We start from the raw sequence: 14,530 nt of genomic DNA, 5'->3' as shown, positions 1-14,530 counted from the left end.
TCAGCTTTGTAATTAAAAGTAAATAGCAATCATTCTCTTTTAAATGGAGCCACGTAAGATGGAATTTACGCCCCCCTCGGTAGATACCGGGAACGACCTTCAGACTATTGCGCCGGCAACGCTTTTAGCATTAATCATCACTGCCACTATGCTGGAATATTCATTATCTATGTTTTAACCCTTCACGCAGGGTGAGTTTCTTAATATAAATGGACAACAGCGGCAGAATATATGAAGGCTTTGTATATCGTATTGTCGATATTGCTAGTGGCTGTCTGTGAACTCCGGGGCATAGCAGATGAGTCATGAACATTCACTTTATAAGCTAAAAGAAAATCTCGTACCTTTTATGGCACATCCGGTGTCTTCATCATTGATATGGTGCGCTCCGGATGTTGAAGACTCGCAGGCGATGCAGCATGCATGCAGCTATGTGATTGACTCAACATGTTTTGCGCCAGGTAAAACGTTCTTTGCTGAACGGTATGGCGGTAGTGGGATCCAGCGAAACGGGGGTGGCGCCAGGTGTGGTTTTGATGGTTGCTATCAGGTTAAAGGGATTGGTGCTAATCCACTGGTAGGTCAGGGAACGGATGGGCGCCATTCCAATGGTGCGCTCGGCGCAATCCATGCGGTTTATGAAGCCTTGTGGGGGGAAGTATTATCCCGACTCCTACCCTATGGGGCTGTGCGGGCGAGGGCAGTCCTGCTCACTGACCTGTACACTTCTGAGGCCTGGGATCGTACCGATGGTGCGTCCCGGCGCGCTCTGCTTGTACGCGACCCGGTTGTTCGTCCGGCTCATTTTGAAAGGGCTCCTTATTTCCGGCCGCAGCCGGAGTTCGCCAGCCGTTTGCTGCACGATGCCCGGCGGGTAAGCGCCGTCATCCAAAAATTACCTGACTACTTGCCTGGACCAGAGCAAGGTGCCCGAGACGCAGGTCGTGTTAGTCAGCAGCAGCGCTGCCTGGAAGGGCTATGCGAGCTGGCCCGACGGGAGGCCTGGCAGATGGCCTATTGTCGAACCCGCTATCTCCGGCTGACCACGTCCCCCTCAAACCTGGCGATGGACGGCAGGCTGATGGATTTTAATGGGTTAAGCAGTTTATTTCCGGGAGACTATCCCGACGATTTTGGCTATCGGCTCAGGATAACCGAGCTTGAGAAAGAGCCTGCGGTGCTACTGCAGGGGCTCTGCGATCTTTGCCTCTATCTTGGGAAATATCTTTTTGACACTGGTTTCACAGAGCAGGCACAACGGCAGGTTACGGAGGTTTTCCGTACGACTTTCGAAGAAGCCTGCTATCACGGTTATCTGGAGCAGCTGGGTATCCCACTGACCGGGGCGGTTGTTACGCCTCCTCTGAAACAGCTTGTTCATGGCTTTCTAATGCTATCAGCCAGGCTCAGGAAGCCGGGATGCAGCGAAAAAGGGGATTCGCCGTTGCAACATGCCGCAGTGGCGCTCATTCGTGGCCTTCGGAACGAAACTGCTGCCCCGCGCGAACACTGGCATCGCGAGGGATATTATCAGGAAGCGTTGCAATGCTTTAGCGGGGGGATCCACTGGCTTCACCAGGCTGGGAAGGTTCGGGAAAGCAACACTGCGTCATTTCTTCAGTCGATGGAACAGCAGGTGCGATGCCGCTTACAGCCGCGTGATTCGATGGCGAAAGCACGTCTTTTTGCAGAGATTACCAGCCTGATTGATGAATATGGCGACTCCCCTGAATATCTGCAGCAGGCCTTTTCTGACATGGGTACCAGGATGTTGACCTGGGCCAAAGAGGCACTCGGCACACTGCCATCCGCTCACTACTGCTCTCAGCTGGTAGGTTAATACCATGAAATCACCGTTACGTGAAACGGTCAGGGGCAATGGCCTCTGGTCAGCGCAGGAGCAGCTTGGTTTCGCGGTCAGTTGTATGCTCCATAACCGTCATTACAGCCTTTATCCGGTACTGACCATCCAGCAATGGACAGAATATGCCATTCAACATCAGCAGATTAAATTTCTCTTCGATGCGCGCGGGCTGCCGCTGGCATATATCACCTGGGCATATCCTGGACCCGATACCGAGGAGCGATTACTTAACGACCCCGAATTCAGGTTACATCCTTCAGAATGGAATGAAGACGGTAGGATCTGGATCCTCGATTTTTGCTGCTTTCCGGGTTATGGGCGAGAAGCATTACGCCGTTTTATCGAACTTCGCCCATGGGGAGAAGGCAACGTGCACTGGCTGAGCCGTAATAAACGTGTCATGACCTTTATTCGATAAATATTCAATCTTCAAGGGACTCTATTTTGTTTCGTAAGGATGCTATTGCCAACAGGAAAATGAAATGGCGAGGGCGAGCAATATTGCTGCCGGGAATTCCATTTTGGACGGTCGCTACCGGTAGCCTGCTTTTTATCGCTGCGTTCCTGCTGTTTATCATCGAAGGAACTTATACCCGCCGGGTGAATGTGGTGGGTGAGGTTACGACCTGGCCGCGGGCGGTGAATATTTACTCAGGAGTTCAGGGCTTTGTAGTGAATCAGTTCGTTCACGAAGGGCAGATGATCCACAAAGGAGAGCCTGTCTATCAGATTGATGTCAGTAAAAGTACGCGTAGCGGCGTAGTGAGCGAAAATCAGCGCAGAGATATTGAGAGCCAACTGGTTCGCGTTGATAACATCATCCAGCGGCTGGAAGAAAGCAAAAAAATAACCCTCGACTCTCTGGAAAAGCAACGTTTGCAATACAGTGAAGCCTTCCAGCGCTCCTCGGATATTATTCGCCGGGCACAGGAAGGCATCAACATTATGCAAAGCAATATGGAAAATTACCGGCATTACCAGGCGCGGGGGCTTATCAACAAAGATCAGCTAACGAATCAGGTTGCCTTGTATTACCAGCAGCAGAACAACCTGCTTGGGTTAAGTGGGCAAAATGAACAAAACGCTCTGCAGTTAACCAGCCTGGAAAGCCAGATCCAGACCCAGGCCGCGGATTTTGATAACCGGATTTATCAGATGGAGCTGCAGCGCTACGAATTACAAAAAGAGCTGGTGGAGACCGACGTTGGCGGCGAAATTGTGGTTCGCGCATTGTCGGATGGGAGAATCGATTCCATGAGCGTGACCATCGGGCAGATGGTAAATCCCGGTGACAGTCTTTTGCAGGTAATCCCGAAGAATATCGAGAATTACTATCTGATCCTCTGGGTGCCAAATGATGTGGTGCCATACCTGAAGTCGGGTGACCGCGTTAATCTCCGCTACGAAGCGTTCCCGGCGGAGAAATTCGGTCAATTTCAGGCAACAGTGACCACCGTGACCCGAACGCCGGCTTCCACACAGGAAATGCTCACCTATCACGGAGCCCCCAAAAATACGCTCGATGCCTCAGTCCCCTGGTACAAAGTCATTGTAAAGCCGGAGCAGCAATCCATTGTATACGCTGGAAAATCGCTACCACTGGAAAATGGTATGAAGGCGAAAAGCACACTCTTTCTCGAGAAACGGAAAATATACCAGTGGATGCTTTCTCCCTTCTACGACATGAAACACAGCGCTACAGGTCCGCTCAATGATTAACGGAAGATTCAGAAACATGGTAAGCCAGCTGGATATGCACTGGCGACCGCGGATGCCGGTGATTCACCAGACCGAGGCGGCAGAATGCGGCCTTGCCTGCCTGGCGATGGTGTGTGGGCACTATGGCAAGAATATTGATTTAATCTCGCTGCGGCGGCAGTTCAATCTCTCGGCACGCGGCGCTAATCTTGCAGGCATGAAGGGGATTGCCGAGGAGCTTGGTATGGCAACCCGGGCGCTATCACTCGAGTTGCACGAACTTAGCGCGCTAAAAACGCCGTGTATTCTTCACTGGGACTTTAATCATTTTGTGGTGCTGGTGGGGATAAAAAGAAATCACTTTATCCTGCACGATCCGGCCCGTGGCCGGCGACAGGTGTGCCAGCAAGAGATGGGGCGCTATTTTACCGGTGTGGCGCTTGAAGTATGGCCAGGCAGTGAGTTTACCGCTGAAAAGGTGAATAACCGCCTTAGCCTGCGTACGCTCTTCAACAGTATTTATGGCATTAAAAGTACGCTGGCGAAAATCTTCTGTCTGTCAGTGGTGATTGAAACTATCAATCTGGTGATGCCAGTTGGAACGCAGCTGGTCATGGACCACGCCATTCCCGCAGGGGATCGAGGACTGCTGTCGCTCATCTGTGCCGGGCTGATGTTTTTTATTCTGCTTCGTGCAGCTACCGGTGTGCTCCGGGCCTGGTCATCGTTAGTGATGGGAACATTGATTGATGTGCAATGGCAATCCGGCTTATTTAACCATCTGTTGAGACTTCCCCTTAGCTATTTCGAACGGCGCAAACTTGGCGATATCCAGTCACGCTTTGGTTCACTCGACACATTGCGCACAACTTTTACCACGAGCGTACCAGGCGCCATCATGGACAGCATTATGGTGCCTGGTGTGCTAATCATGATGGTGCTTTATGGCGGATACCTTTCCTGGGTGGTGCTGGGGTTTACCGCAATATATGTGCTGTTGCGTCTGGTGACTTATGGATATTACCGGCAGTTATCAGAAGAAACATTGGTCCGCGGTGCACGAGCCAGCTCTTATTTTATGGAGACGTTGTACGGAATTGCGACGATAAAGATGCAGGGAATGGCTGAGCGGCGCGGATGTCACTGGCTTAACCTGAATATTGATACTATCAACTCGGCCATTAAGCTAACAAAAATGGATTTGCTGTTTGGCGGAATTAATACTTTTGTCATCGCCTGCGATCAGGTGGCTATTCTATGGCTCGGTACCAGTCTGGTTATCGACAATCAAATGACCATCGGTATGTTTGTCGCATTTGCCGCTTTCCGAAGCCAGTTCTCCGACAGGGTAACCTCTCTGACCAACTTCCTTTTGCAGTTACGGATGATGAGCCTGCATAACGAACGTATTGCGGATATTGCCCTTCACGAGAAAGAGACGAACAAACCAGACCTTATGATAGCCGCAACCATGCAGCCAGTATCACTGGATATTTCTGATCTGAGCTTCCGCTACGACAGTCAGTCAGCACCTGTGTTCAGTGGGTTAACGATGTCTATCGCCCGAGGGGAAAGCGTTGCCATCAGCGGTGCATCGGGAGCCGGGAAAACGACCTTACTCAAAGTTCTCTGCGGTTTGTTTGAACCGGACTGCGGTAAAGTGCTGGTGGATGGTACCGACATTCGTCAACTGGGCATCAATAACTATCACAAAATGATTGCCTGCGTGATGCAGGACGACCGATTATTTTCAGGTTCAATCAGGGAGAATATTTGTAGCTTCACCGAGGATGTTGATGAAGACTGGATGATAGAGTGCGCTAAAGCCAGTTATATTCATGATGTTATCATGAAGATGCCAATGGGGTATGAAACCCTGATTGGCGAACTGGGGGAAGGGCTGTCCGGTGGACAAAAGCAGCGTATTTTTATTGCTCGCGCACTGTACCGCAAGCCTGGCATTTTGTTTATGGACGAAGCCACCAGTTCCCTGGATACCGACAGCGAACGGTATGTGAACGGCGCGATAAAACGCCTGAACATTACCCGGGTGATTATCGCCCACAGAGAAACGACGCTGCGAACGGTCGACAGAACCCTGGTTATCTGATTATGCAGGTACCGAATAATGACACAGGAGTTGCAATGAAATATATCTACCTTTTACTGCCGCTGATACTGGCAGGCTGCGCGCCGTCTTCACCGAAGCCGGTAATGCAGGATGCACCGCCGCCGCCGAATATCGGTATGGCGAACCCGGCATCGGTTTACTGCCAACAGAAGGGCGGTACGCTGGTACCGGTACAGACGCCGCAAGGGGTGCGCAGCGACTGTAAACTGCCGGGCGGTGAAACCCTCGATGAGTGGGCGCTGTGGCGTCGCGATCACCCGCAACCTAAGTGACTTCCATCGGCTCCTGCGATACACTTCTCGTTCAGAATTTTCTTAGATTCAGAGGCGCGTTCGGGAGAAGTATGTTCCAGCTAAAGCCGGGAGCCACGGCGATGATAATTGGTGCGCGTACCGTTTCCGGACGCGCAAATATTGGCAAATCGGTTGAGCTGTTTGCGCTGTGCCAGCCGGGCGAAAGGGTGCTGAACCCGGTTAACGGCGTCATGACGGAATTACCGGCGCAGGCGCCGCGTGCCCTATGGCTGGTAACGGGAAACGTTCGCGCAACTGACGGCCAGCACGGTTTTGCTTTTGTGCGTCCGGAGTATCTGATGCCGCTGATACCGGACGCGCAGCCTGAAGCGATGCGATCACTCGAGGTGTGCTAACCAGTCTGCCAGCACCAGCGCGTGGTTTTGCTGGGTGTTTTTAGCGGCATACAGCAGGGTCAGGCCCTTTTCCCGGGCAATCGTCGCTAAGCGAAGACCCTCGCCGCGCTGCTGATTAAGTTCCTCCCGGTAGTGCTGGCAGAAGCTGGCAAAATCGATAACTTCACCGTGAAACGCTTTACGCAACTCCGCCGACGGGGTCAGGTCTTTGCACCACTCATCGTACTGCAACGCCTCTTTCTTCACGCCACGCGGCCAGAGCCTGTCAACCAGCACCCGATAGCCATCGGCTTCGCAGGCGTCGTCATACACGCGTTTACACTGGATCATGGTGTCTCCCTTTTTCCTCATTCCAGCCTCCAGCATAGGCCAATGGTCAAAGAGTTAACAGCCGAATACCCCCTGTTTACCAGGTATTGTTATTCTGCGCAAAGACCGCTAGTCTGAGGTTCCTTATGTTGTCCGAAAAAATTGTCAGGCATAAGGATCCCCTCATGGAAAATGTGACACCCAAATCCGCTCTTCGCATCGCCCTCGTTGGCGACTACAACGCTGAAGTTCTCGCCCATCAGGCGATCCCGCTTGCTATCGATGATGCCGCTGCCGTGCTGGGGCTTGACGCCGATTACGACTGGCTGATGACGCAGGAAATTCAGAGTGAAGATAACCTGGTCGGTTACGACGCCATCTGGCTGGTACCGGCAAGCCCGTATCAGAGTGTGGAAGGGGCGTTGACGGCGATTCGCTATGCGCGTGAGAACGCCATCCCGTTTCTGGGCACCTGCGGCGGTTTTCAGCACGCGATTATTGAATATGCCCGTAATGTGATGGGCTGGGAGGATGCGGCCCATGCGGAAACCGACCACGAAGGGCGGATGGTGATTGCACCGCTGACCTGTTCGCTGGTGGAGACATCAGACACCATCGAGCTGCGCGCCAACACGCTGATTCATCGCAGCTATGGCCGTGACAGCATTCAGGAGGGGTACCACTGCAACTACGGTATTTCACCGCTGTTTGCCGCCGAGCTCGATAATCAGCCGCTGCGGGTGACCGGCTGGGATGATGAGGGGGAGATCCGCGCCGTTGAGCTGACGACGCATCCGTTCTTTGTTGCCACGCTGTTCCAGCACGAGCGCAACGCGCTGGCGGGGCGTCCGGCACCGCTGGTCCAGGCGTTTTTACACGCCGCCCGCCAGTAACCGTGAATGCCCGCCGGGAAAGCTCGCGGCGGGCAGAAGGGATTAACGGGGGTGAATGGCCCGGTCACGCCCGGCGAGGGCGCCGAAGACCGCCATCAGCAGGGCAATGACGGCGATAATCATCAGCGGTATGTGCCAGTCACCGGTCAGATCGTGAATTTTCCCCATTAACGGCGGCCCACCGGCGGCCAGCAGATACCCCACCGACTGCGCCATGCCCGAAAGCGCGGCTGCCTGATGGGCAGAATGGGTGCGCAGGCTAATGAACGTCAGCCCGAGAATAATTGTCGCGCCCGAGCCAAAGCCGTAGATAAGCGTCCACAGCAGAGCCTGAGAGGGCACCAGCCAGAATCCGAAGGCGCTCAGGACGCACATCAGCGACACCAGAATGGCTATCCCGCGCTGATCGCGAAGCTTATGCAGCACCAGCGGAATCGCAATACCTGGCGCCGCGGTGGCCAGCTGCAGCAGACCATGCAGAGAACCTGCCTGCGCCTCGCTGTAACCCTGGCTTATCAGGATTGCTGGCAACCAGCCGACAATCACGTAGTAAACCAGCGAGTTGATGCCGAGAAACAGCGTAACCTGCCAGGCGAGCGCCGAGCGCCAGATGCCTTTGCTGTGTAGCGCCCCCGAGTTGGTGAGCGGCGCGGCGGCATGTTGCCGCCACTGCGGCAGCCACAGCAGAAACGCCAGCAGCGGGAAGACAATCAGCATCAGCAAAGCACCGCGCCAGCCGAAGCCGTTTAGCGCCAGGGGCACCATCAGCGCTGAGCCAAGCGCCGCCGCACCGCCCATGGTCACCGAGTAGGCGCCGGTCATCTTCGCCACGCTGTGCGCATAGTTGCGCTTGATTAAACCCGGCAGCAGGACGTTACCGATGGCGATACCGCAGCCAATTACCGCCGTACCGCTATACAGCCAAACCGGCGATGGCAGCGAGCGCAGAGCGATACCGGCGCATATCAGCAGCATAGCCGCCAGCAGGCAGCGTTCTATACCGAAGCGGCGGGCAACGCCCGCTGCAAGCGGCGACACCAGCGCAAATGCCAGCAGTGGCAGAGTGGTCAGTAATCCCGTCTGTGCGGTGGTTAAACCATAATCGGCACGAATGCTGTCCAGAAGGGGAGCCGCGCCGGTGAACGCCACCCGCAGGGTGGCAGCGATAGCCAGAATGCCAATAATAAGCATCAGGTTCTGGCGACCTGATGTAGAAACGACAGTACGCATTTTTCTTCTCCATAACAGTGGCGACACAATAGCGGTTTTCACCTCTGTTTAAATCAAGCTAAAATGACAAATAATCGCTAAATTCGGACAAGATGATGCACGGACTCGGGCTCGATGGTTACGACGCTGATAGCCAGCATGATGCGGCCGTGGCGTTTCATATTCAGGTGCAGGCAGATGAGCAGGTGATCCCGGTGCATCAGCACCGCAAGGGGCAGCTGATTCTGGTGCTGCACGGCGCACTGACCTGCGAAGTGGAAAACGCGATGTGGGTGGTACCTCCGCATTTTGCCCTATGGGTGCCGGGGCTAATGCCCCACAGCAACCGGGCGACACCGGGCGGACGCGTCTGTTTTTTGTTTATCGAGCCGCATGCGGCACAGATGCCTGCGCACTGCTGTACGCTCAAAATCCAGCCGCTGGTGCGGGAGCTTATCCTGACGCTTGCAGAGCGCCGCGGTAAGGCGCTGCATAGTCCCGAAACGGGGCGGCTTATCAGCGTGCTGTTCGACGAGCTGCCCCGGCAGCCGCAGGAGCACCTGCAGCTACCGGTCTCCACGCACCCAAAAATTCGCCAGATGGTCGATACCATGGCCAGCGAGCCGGGCAACGGACAAACGCTGACGCAGTGGGCAGACCGGTTTGCCATGAGCGAACGCAATCTGGCCCGTCTGGTGGTGAAAGAGACCGGGATGAGCTTTCGCCGCTGGCGGCACCAGCTACAGGTGATCCTTGCGATGCAGCTGCTTATTCGCGGGCAGACGGTGCAGCAGGCGGCGCATGCCCTGGGCTACGACTCGACCACGGCATTTATTACCATGTTCAGGAAAGCCGTCGGGCAGACGCCAAAAGCCTGGATTAGTGAGCTCAACCAACAGTCAGGTTTTGCCGACCACCAGGGAGACCAGCCCCGCGGCAATTAACGGCCCCACCGGAACGCCGCGGAACAGCGCCACGCCCAGCACGGTTCCTACCAGCAACCCCGCCACCAGATGCGGCTGAGAGCTCATCAGCGTGACGCCGCGGCCGCCAAGCCACGAGACGAACACGCCAATGGCGATAGCCACCAGTGACTTCCAGTTAGCGAAAGAGTGCAGCAACGTGGAGGGGGGAAGCGTACCGCTGGCAATGGGGGCCATCACGCCGATAGTCAGGATGATTATCCCTATTGATAATCCCTGCTTTTCCACCCACGGAAAGAACGTGTTCAGCGGAGTGACGCGGATAATAATCAGCACCAGGATAGAGACTGCCACGGTGGTGTTGTGGCTAATAAATCCCAGCGCGGCAAGTCCCAGAAGAATGAGTAACGTGGTGTCGAACATTCTGAATTTCCTTGCAAAATAGTAAGCCTGCTTACTTTGCCGGAAAAATGAACTCGCTGCAGTAAAAAAACACTATGCTGTCATGATGTTGTCATTTTATTGTATGAAAATTAACCGTGACGGCATCAGGTGCGGAGCGTGTGACATGAACGATACAATGTGGGTAGAAACGGTGACCATCACGGCCGTGTTTCTGGGCATTGTGATGATCCTCGTCATGTCGGTTCTTGTTCTGGAGAGAATGGACGGTTAGCTGTCCACGCGGTGAAACTCGACCAGTTCCGGCTTTGCGATACGCAGGTAGTCGGCGGTGTTCATGATAACCGATTTCTCCAGCAGCCCGGCGTTGAAAGCTATTTCATCAAAGCGGCTGAAGAGCAGGGGATCGGCAACCAGCTTCAGCTGTGGGTGAAAGCTGAACGGGGGGATGGCGCCAAACACGCAGGCGGTGAGGGTATCCACTTCTACCGGGCTTGCCAGCGACGCGCGTAATCCGCCTTCCTGTTTCGCGAGCTTGCCCAGATCTGCCTGTAAATCTCCTGCCAGAATGGCCAGCACATGCTGGCTCACACCGTTTCCCTTCACTTTGCAGACCAGTGCTTTCGCGCCCTGACCCAGTGCGGTACCGCGAATTTCAGAAACGGCTTCACATTTTCCTACCGCTTCATGTTCAACCACGCGAAAGCGTGCGCCTTCCTGTTCCAGCAGGGCGACGAGTTGCTCATGAATATTGCGGTCTGTAATTTCGGACACGTGTTCCTCCTCGTAGGGATAACGAACGGTCATTGAATGACGGTGGGAAGATAGTCGCCGTTACTCTACTGCAGGAAAGCGGTGGGAACAACATCGCTGCCCTGGGGAAAGGCAGCGATGAAGGTGTTATTTTTCTGCACCCTGCTTGTGGAACAGCTCGCGGAATACCGGGTAGATATCGTCCTGATCGCGGATATGCTGCATGGCAAAGTTGTCAAATGTTGCCTGCAGGTGTTCATACTCCCGCCACAGGGTCTGGTGCGCCCGGCGGGTGATTTCGATATAGCTGTAGTACCGCACAACCGGCAGCAGTTTCTTCGCCAGAATTTCATGACACAGCGGTGAATCATCGGCCCAGTTGTCACCATCAGACGCCTGGGCGGCGTAGATATTCCACTGCGCCGGGTCGTAGCGTTCTTTCACTACCTCGTCCATCAGCTTCAGGGCGCTGGAGACGATGGTCCCACCGGTTTCCTGCGAATAGAAGAACTCATGTTCATCGACTTCTTTCGCCTGAGTGTGGTGGCGGATATAGACCACTTCTACGTTCTTATAGGTTCTGCTGAGGAAGAGATACAGCAGGATATAAAAGCGTTTCGCCATGTCTTTGGTGGCCTGATCCATTGAGCCGGAGACGTCCATCAGGCAGAACATCACCGCCTGGCTGGAGGGCTCTGGCCGTTTTTCGTAGTTCTTGTAACGCAGATCGAAGGTGTCAATAAATGGCACTCGCTCGATTTTGGCGCGCAGCTCAGCAATCTCTTTACGCAGACGCTCCTCTTCCAGCAGTTGCGCCGGTTCACTTTGACTGACGATCTCAAGACTGGCTTCCAGCTCATGCAGTGCACGGCGTTTACCGGCAGTCATCGCGGTACGGCGGGCGAGCGAATTCTGCAGCGAACGTACTACGCTGATGTTGGCCGGAACACCGTTGGCGGTGAATCCCGCACGGTGAGTTTTAAACTCGTTGAGCTGACGGTGCTGGTTCTTGCGAAGATTAGGTAACGCCAAATCCTCAAACAGCAGATCCAGATACTCGTCTTTGGATATCTGAAAGACGAACTCATCCTGACCTTCGCCATCGGCGCTGGCCTGGCCTTGTCCACTCCCGCCGCCACCGCCGCCTCCCTGAGGGCGTTCGATACGGTCGTTTTGTACAAAATGGTCGTTGCCGGGATGAACGCGATGGCGCAGCCCGCCACGCCCCTGATGAAACATCGGTTCGCTGATGTCGTCCGTCGGAATAGAAACGGACTCGCCGCTGTCGATGTCGGTCACCGAGCGCTTGTTAATGGCCTCAGAGATCGACTGTTTTATCTGCGCTTTGTAGCGACGCAGAAAGCGCTGGCGGTTTACCGCGCTTTTATTTTTACCGTTCAGGCGCCGGTCTATGAACCAGGTCATATGCCCCTCCCGTACTGCATTTGCCAACCTTACGCTGCACAGTTATGCCGGATGGCGCTCCGCGAATCCGGCCTACAGGCTCGTTGCTGCTGTAGGCCCGGCGGTGTTATGCCGCCGGGCGCTACGGTTATGATGATTTACGCACGCGGAGATACCATTCGCACAGCAGGCGCACCTGTTTGCGGGTGTAACCTTTCTCCATCATCCTGTCGACAAAGTCGTCGTGCTTTTTCTGCTCATCGGTTGAGGTTTTGGCATTGAATGAAATCACCGGCAACAGCTCTTCGGTATTGGAGAACATTTTCTTCTCAATGACCGTGCGCAGTTTTTCGTAGCTGGTCCAGTTCGGGTTACGGCCGCTGTTATGCGCTCTGGCGCGCAGCACGAAGTTGACGATTTCGTTACGGAAGTCTTTCGGGTTACTGATCCCGGCCGGCTTCTCAATTTTCTCCAGTTCAGCATTCAACGATTCGCGATCGAACAGTTGTCCGGTATCCGGATCGCGATACTCCTGATCCTGGATCCAGAAATCCGCGTAGGTGACATAACGATCGAAAATGTTCTGCCCGTACTCGGAGTAGGATTCCAGGTAAGCGGTCTGGATCTCTTTGCCGATGAACTCGGCGTATTTCGGGATCAGATAGCCTTTCAGGAACTCAAGATAACGTTCCGCCTGCTCCTGCGGGAACTGCTCACGCTCGATTTGCTGCTCCAGCACATAGAACAGGTGCACCGGGTTTGCCGCCACTTCGGCGTGGTCAAAGTTGAACACGCGGGAGAGGATTTTAAAGGCGAAACGCGTGGACAGACCGTTCATGCCCTCATCGACGCCCGCATAATCACGGTACTCCTGGTACGATTTGGCTTTCGGGTCGGTATCTTTCAGGCTCTCACCGTCATAGACGCGCATTTTCGAGTAGATGCTCGAGTTTTCCGGCTCTTTCAGGCGCGAGAGGATGGAGAAACGCGACAGCGTTTCCAGCGTCCCCGGGGCGCACGGAGCATGGGTCAGCTCACTGTGGTTAAGCAGTTTCTCGTAGATTTTGATCTCTTCCGAGATACGCAGGCAGTACGGCACCTTGACGATATAAACACGGTCGAGGAAGGCCTCGTTGTTTTTGTTGTTACGGAAGGTGACCCACTCAGATTCGTTCGAGTGAGCAAGAATGATCCCGTTGAACGGCAGGGCAGAGATCCCCTCGGTCCCGTTGTAGTTGCCTTCCTGGGTTGCGGTCAGCAGCGGATGCAGCACCTTAATTGGCGCTTTAAACATCTCGACGAACTCCATGATCCCCTGGTTAGAGCGGCACAGGGCGCCGGAATAGCCGTAGGCATCCGGGTCGTTCTGCGCATAGTGCTCCAGTTTACGGATATCAACCTTACCGACCAGCGCAGAGATATCCTGGTTGTTCTCATCACCGGGCTCGGTTTTGGCGATGGCAATCTGTTCAAGAATCGATGGCCACACCTTCACGACGCGGAATTTGGTAATGTCGCCGCCAAAATCATGCAGGCGCTTCGCCGCCCACGGAGACATAATGGTGCCGAGGTAGCGGTGGGGGATGCCAAATTCCTTATCGAGGATCTGCGCATCTTCCTGCGGGTTAAACAGGCACAGCGGGTGGTCATTCACCGGGCTGCGCTCGCCGTTGGCGCTCAGAACATAAATCGGCACGAGCTGCATCAGCGATTTCAGGCGTTCAGCCAGCGATGACTTACCGCCACCTACCGGACCCAGCAGATAAAGGATCTGTTTCTTCTCTTCAAGACCCTGTGCAGCATGCTTGAGGTAAGAAACAATCTGTTCGATGGCATCTTCCATGCCATAGAATTCTTCAAACGCCGGGTAGCGTGCGACCACCCGGTTCGAAAAGAGACGGGACAGCCGTGGCTCGGTGGCGGTATCGACCATCACTGGATCACCAATTGCGGTCAATAGACGCTCTGCCGCGTTGGCATAGGCACTGCGATCTTGCCGACAAATGGTAAGAAACTCCTGCAGTGTGAACTCTTCGTCCTTGGCAGCTTCATAACGCTGGCGATAGTGATCGAATATATTCATGGCATGCCGTCCTTTCGTTTTTTAGCACATGTTAAGAGCCGTTCTATGAATAATGTAGGCTCCCGGAAGGGGTACACGGCGCTGTGCTGTCGTTCGCCCTGGTCACAACCAGCAACCCATGTGCCAGGTTGTGCTCAAACCAGAGATAACGTGCCCGGCGATTACACCTTCTGAATTTAAGCGTAGATGGCAATTGCGAAACTTGCATGCTG

General features: G+C 54.4%; 15 protein-coding genes. 9 read left to right on the top strand and 6 right to left on the bottom strand.

Annotated features, from left to right (window positions below; genetic code table 11):
• The first annotated feature begins 298 nt into the window (after positions 1–298).
• The 6 genes from C7387_RS08035 (at position 299) to C7387_RS08010 (ending at position 6,342) form a co-directional block, all read left to right on the top strand.
• Entirely contained in the window at positions 299–1,840 is a 1,542-nt protein-coding gene (locus tag C7387_RS08035) for an MchC protein (RefSeq protein ID WP_166791112.1), read from the top strand.
• Positions 1,841–1,844: 4 nt separating this feature from the next.
• Entirely contained in the window at positions 1,845–2,282 is a 438-nt protein-coding gene (locus C7387_RS08030) for a toxin-activating lysine-acyltransferase (protein ID WP_006819556.1), read from the top strand.
• A 26-nt stretch (positions 2,283–2,308) separates the two neighbouring features.
• Positions 2,309–3,583 (top strand): HlyD family secretion protein, encoded by a 1,275-nt coding sequence (locus C7387_RS08025; RefSeq protein WP_166791111.1) that lies wholly within the window; start codon positions 2,309–2,311, stop codon positions 3,581–3,583.
• Positions 3,576–5,672 carry a peptidase domain-containing ABC transporter gene (locus C7387_RS08020; protein ID WP_120816446.1) on the top strand — a complete coding sequence of 699 codons (2,097 nt, stop codon included), beginning with the start codon at positions 3,576–3,578 and terminating at the stop codon, positions 5,670–5,672. Before C7387_RS08025 ends, C7387_RS08020 begins: the two co-directional genes overlap by 8 nt.
• A gap of 35 nt (positions 5,673–5,707) precedes the next feature.
• Positions 5,708–5,965 carry a putative hemolysin gene (locus C7387_RS08015; RefSeq protein WP_038258084.1) on the top strand — a complete coding sequence of 86 codons (258 nt, stop codon included), beginning with the start codon at positions 5,708–5,710 and terminating at the stop codon, positions 5,963–5,965.
• 71 nt (positions 5,966–6,036) lie between these two features.
• Complete coding sequence (locus C7387_RS08010) at positions 6,037–6,342, top strand: hypothetical protein (RefSeq protein ID WP_120816445.1); 306 nt, start codon at positions 6,037–6,039, stop codon at positions 6,340–6,342.
• Here the strand turns inward: C7387_RS08010 and C7387_RS08005 are convergent.
• A complete protein-coding gene (locus tag C7387_RS08005) occupies positions 6,325–6,672 on the bottom strand; it encodes a DUF488 domain-containing protein (RefSeq protein WP_120816444.1) in 348 nt (115 codons plus the stop codon). The genes C7387_RS08010 and C7387_RS08005 overlap by 18 nt on opposite strands.
• A 164-nt stretch (positions 6,673–6,836) precedes the next feature.
• Between C7387_RS08005 and C7387_RS08000 the strand changes: the two genes are divergently transcribed.
• A complete protein-coding gene (locus C7387_RS08000) occupies positions 6,837–7,544 on the top strand; it encodes a CTP synthase C-terminal region-related (seleno)protein (protein WP_040903480.1) in 708 nt (235 codons plus the stop codon).
• A gap of 42 nt (positions 7,545–7,586) precedes the next feature.
• Here the strand turns inward: C7387_RS08000 and C7387_RS07995 are convergent, their stop codons facing one another.
• Positions 7,587–8,735, bottom strand: coding sequence for a CynX/NimT family MFS transporter (locus tag C7387_RS07995; protein WP_006819563.1), 1,149 nt, complete (start codon positions 8,733–8,735; stop codon positions 7,587–7,589).
• 131 nt (positions 8,736–8,866) lie between these two features.
• Here C7387_RS07995 and C7387_RS07990 point away from each other — a divergent pair, with 131 nt between their 5' ends.
• Entirely contained in the window at positions 8,867–9,697 is an 831-nt protein-coding gene (locus C7387_RS07990; RefSeq protein ID WP_006819564.1) for an AraC family transcriptional regulator, read from the top strand.
• Here the strand turns inward: C7387_RS07990 and C7387_RS07985 are convergent.
• Positions 9,653–10,099, bottom strand: a complete 447-nt coding sequence (locus C7387_RS07985) for a DUF441 domain-containing protein (RefSeq protein WP_038258070.1) — start codon at positions 10,097–10,099, stop codon at positions 9,653–9,655. The genes C7387_RS07990 and C7387_RS07985 overlap by 45 nt on opposite strands.
• 145 nt (positions 10,100–10,244) lie before the next feature.
• Between C7387_RS07985 and yoaI the strand changes: the two genes are divergently transcribed.
• Entirely contained in the window at positions 10,245–10,352 is a 108-nt protein-coding gene (yoaI, locus tag C7387_RS23255) for a small membrane protein YoaI (protein WP_272953340.1), read from the top strand.
• Here the strand turns inward: yoaI and C7387_RS07980 are convergent.
• The 3 genes from C7387_RS07980 to yeaG form a co-directional block, all read right to left on the bottom strand.
• The gene (locus C7387_RS07980) at positions 10,349–10,885 is read right to left on the bottom strand and encodes a YbaK/prolyl-tRNA synthetase associated domain-containing protein (RefSeq protein WP_112471415.1); all 537 of its coding nucleotides are present in this window, start codon (positions 10,883–10,885) and stop codon (positions 10,349–10,351) included. The genes yoaI and C7387_RS07980 overlap by 4 nt on opposite strands.
• Positions 10,886–10,978: 93 nt before the next feature.
• Entirely contained in the window at positions 10,979–12,256 is a 1,278-nt protein-coding gene (locus C7387_RS07975; protein WP_006819568.1) for a YeaH/YhbH family protein, read from the bottom strand.
• A gap of 127 nt (positions 12,257–12,383) precedes the next feature.
• Positions 12,384–14,318 carry a protein kinase YeaG gene (gene yeaG / locus C7387_RS07970; protein WP_006819569.1) on the bottom strand — a complete coding sequence of 645 codons (1,935 nt, stop codon included), beginning with the start codon at positions 14,316–14,318 and terminating at the stop codon, positions 12,384–12,386.
• Positions 14,319–14,530 lie beyond the last annotated feature (212 nt).

It is taken from the genome of Yokenella regensburgei (assembly GCF_003634235.1).
In the GTDB taxonomy this organism is placed as follows: domain Bacteria; phylum Pseudomonadota; class Gammaproteobacteria; order Enterobacterales; family Enterobacteriaceae; genus Yokenella; species Yokenella regensburgei.
This window is presented reverse-complemented; position numbering and strand designations above follow the sequence as displayed.

Bases quoted from the DNA above. Each gene is read 5' to 3' on its own strand.
- C7387_RS08035 (WP_166791112.1), top strand. From the start codon at position 299: ATGAGTCATGAACATTCACTTTATAAGCTAAAAGAAAATCTCGTACCT.
- C7387_RS08030 (WP_006819556.1), top strand. From the start codon at position 1,845: ATGAAATCACCGTTACGTGAAACGGTCAGGGGCAATGGCCTCTGGTCA.
- C7387_RS08020 (WP_120816446.1), top strand. From the start codon at position 3,576: ATGATTAACGGAAGATTCAGAAACATGGTAAGCCAGCTGGATATGCAC.
- C7387_RS08015 (WP_038258084.1), top strand. From the start codon at position 5,708: ATGAAATATATCTACCTTTTACTGCCGCTGATACTGGCAGGCTGCGCG.
- C7387_RS08010 (WP_120816445.1), top strand. From the start codon at position 6,037: ATGTTCCAGCTAAAGCCGGGAGCCACGGCGATGATAATTGGTGCGCGT.
- C7387_RS08005 (WP_120816444.1), bottom strand. From the start codon at position 6,672: ATGATCCAGTGTAAACGCGTGTATGACGACGCCTGCGAAGCCGATGGC.
- C7387_RS08000 (WP_040903480.1), top strand. From the start codon at position 6,837: ATGGAAAATGTGACACCCAAATCCGCTCTTCGCATCGCCCTCGTTGGC.
- C7387_RS07995 (WP_006819563.1), bottom strand. From the start codon at position 8,735: ATGCTTATTATTGGCATTCTGGCTATCGCTGCCACCCTGCGGGTGGCG.
- C7387_RS07990 (WP_006819564.1), top strand. From the start codon at position 8,867: ATGATGCACGGACTCGGGCTCGATGGTTACGACGCTGATAGCCAGCAT.
- C7387_RS07985 (WP_038258070.1), bottom strand. From the start codon at position 10,099: ATGTTCGACACCACGTTACTCATTCTTCTGGGACTTGCCGCGCTGGGA.
- yoaI (WP_272953340.1), top strand. From the start codon at position 10,245: ATGAACGATACAATGTGGGTAGAAACGGTGACCATCACGGCCGTGTTT.
- C7387_RS07980 (WP_112471415.1), bottom strand. From the start codon at position 10,885: ATGACCGTTCGTTATCCCTACGAGGAGGAACACGTGTCCGAAATTACA.
- C7387_RS07975 (WP_006819568.1), bottom strand. From the start codon at position 12,256: ATGACCTGGTTCATAGACCGGCGCCTGAACGGTAAAAATAAAAGCGCG.
- yeaG (WP_006819569.1), bottom strand. From the start codon at position 14,318: ATGAATATATTCGATCACTATCGCCAGCGTTATGAAGCTGCCAAGGAC.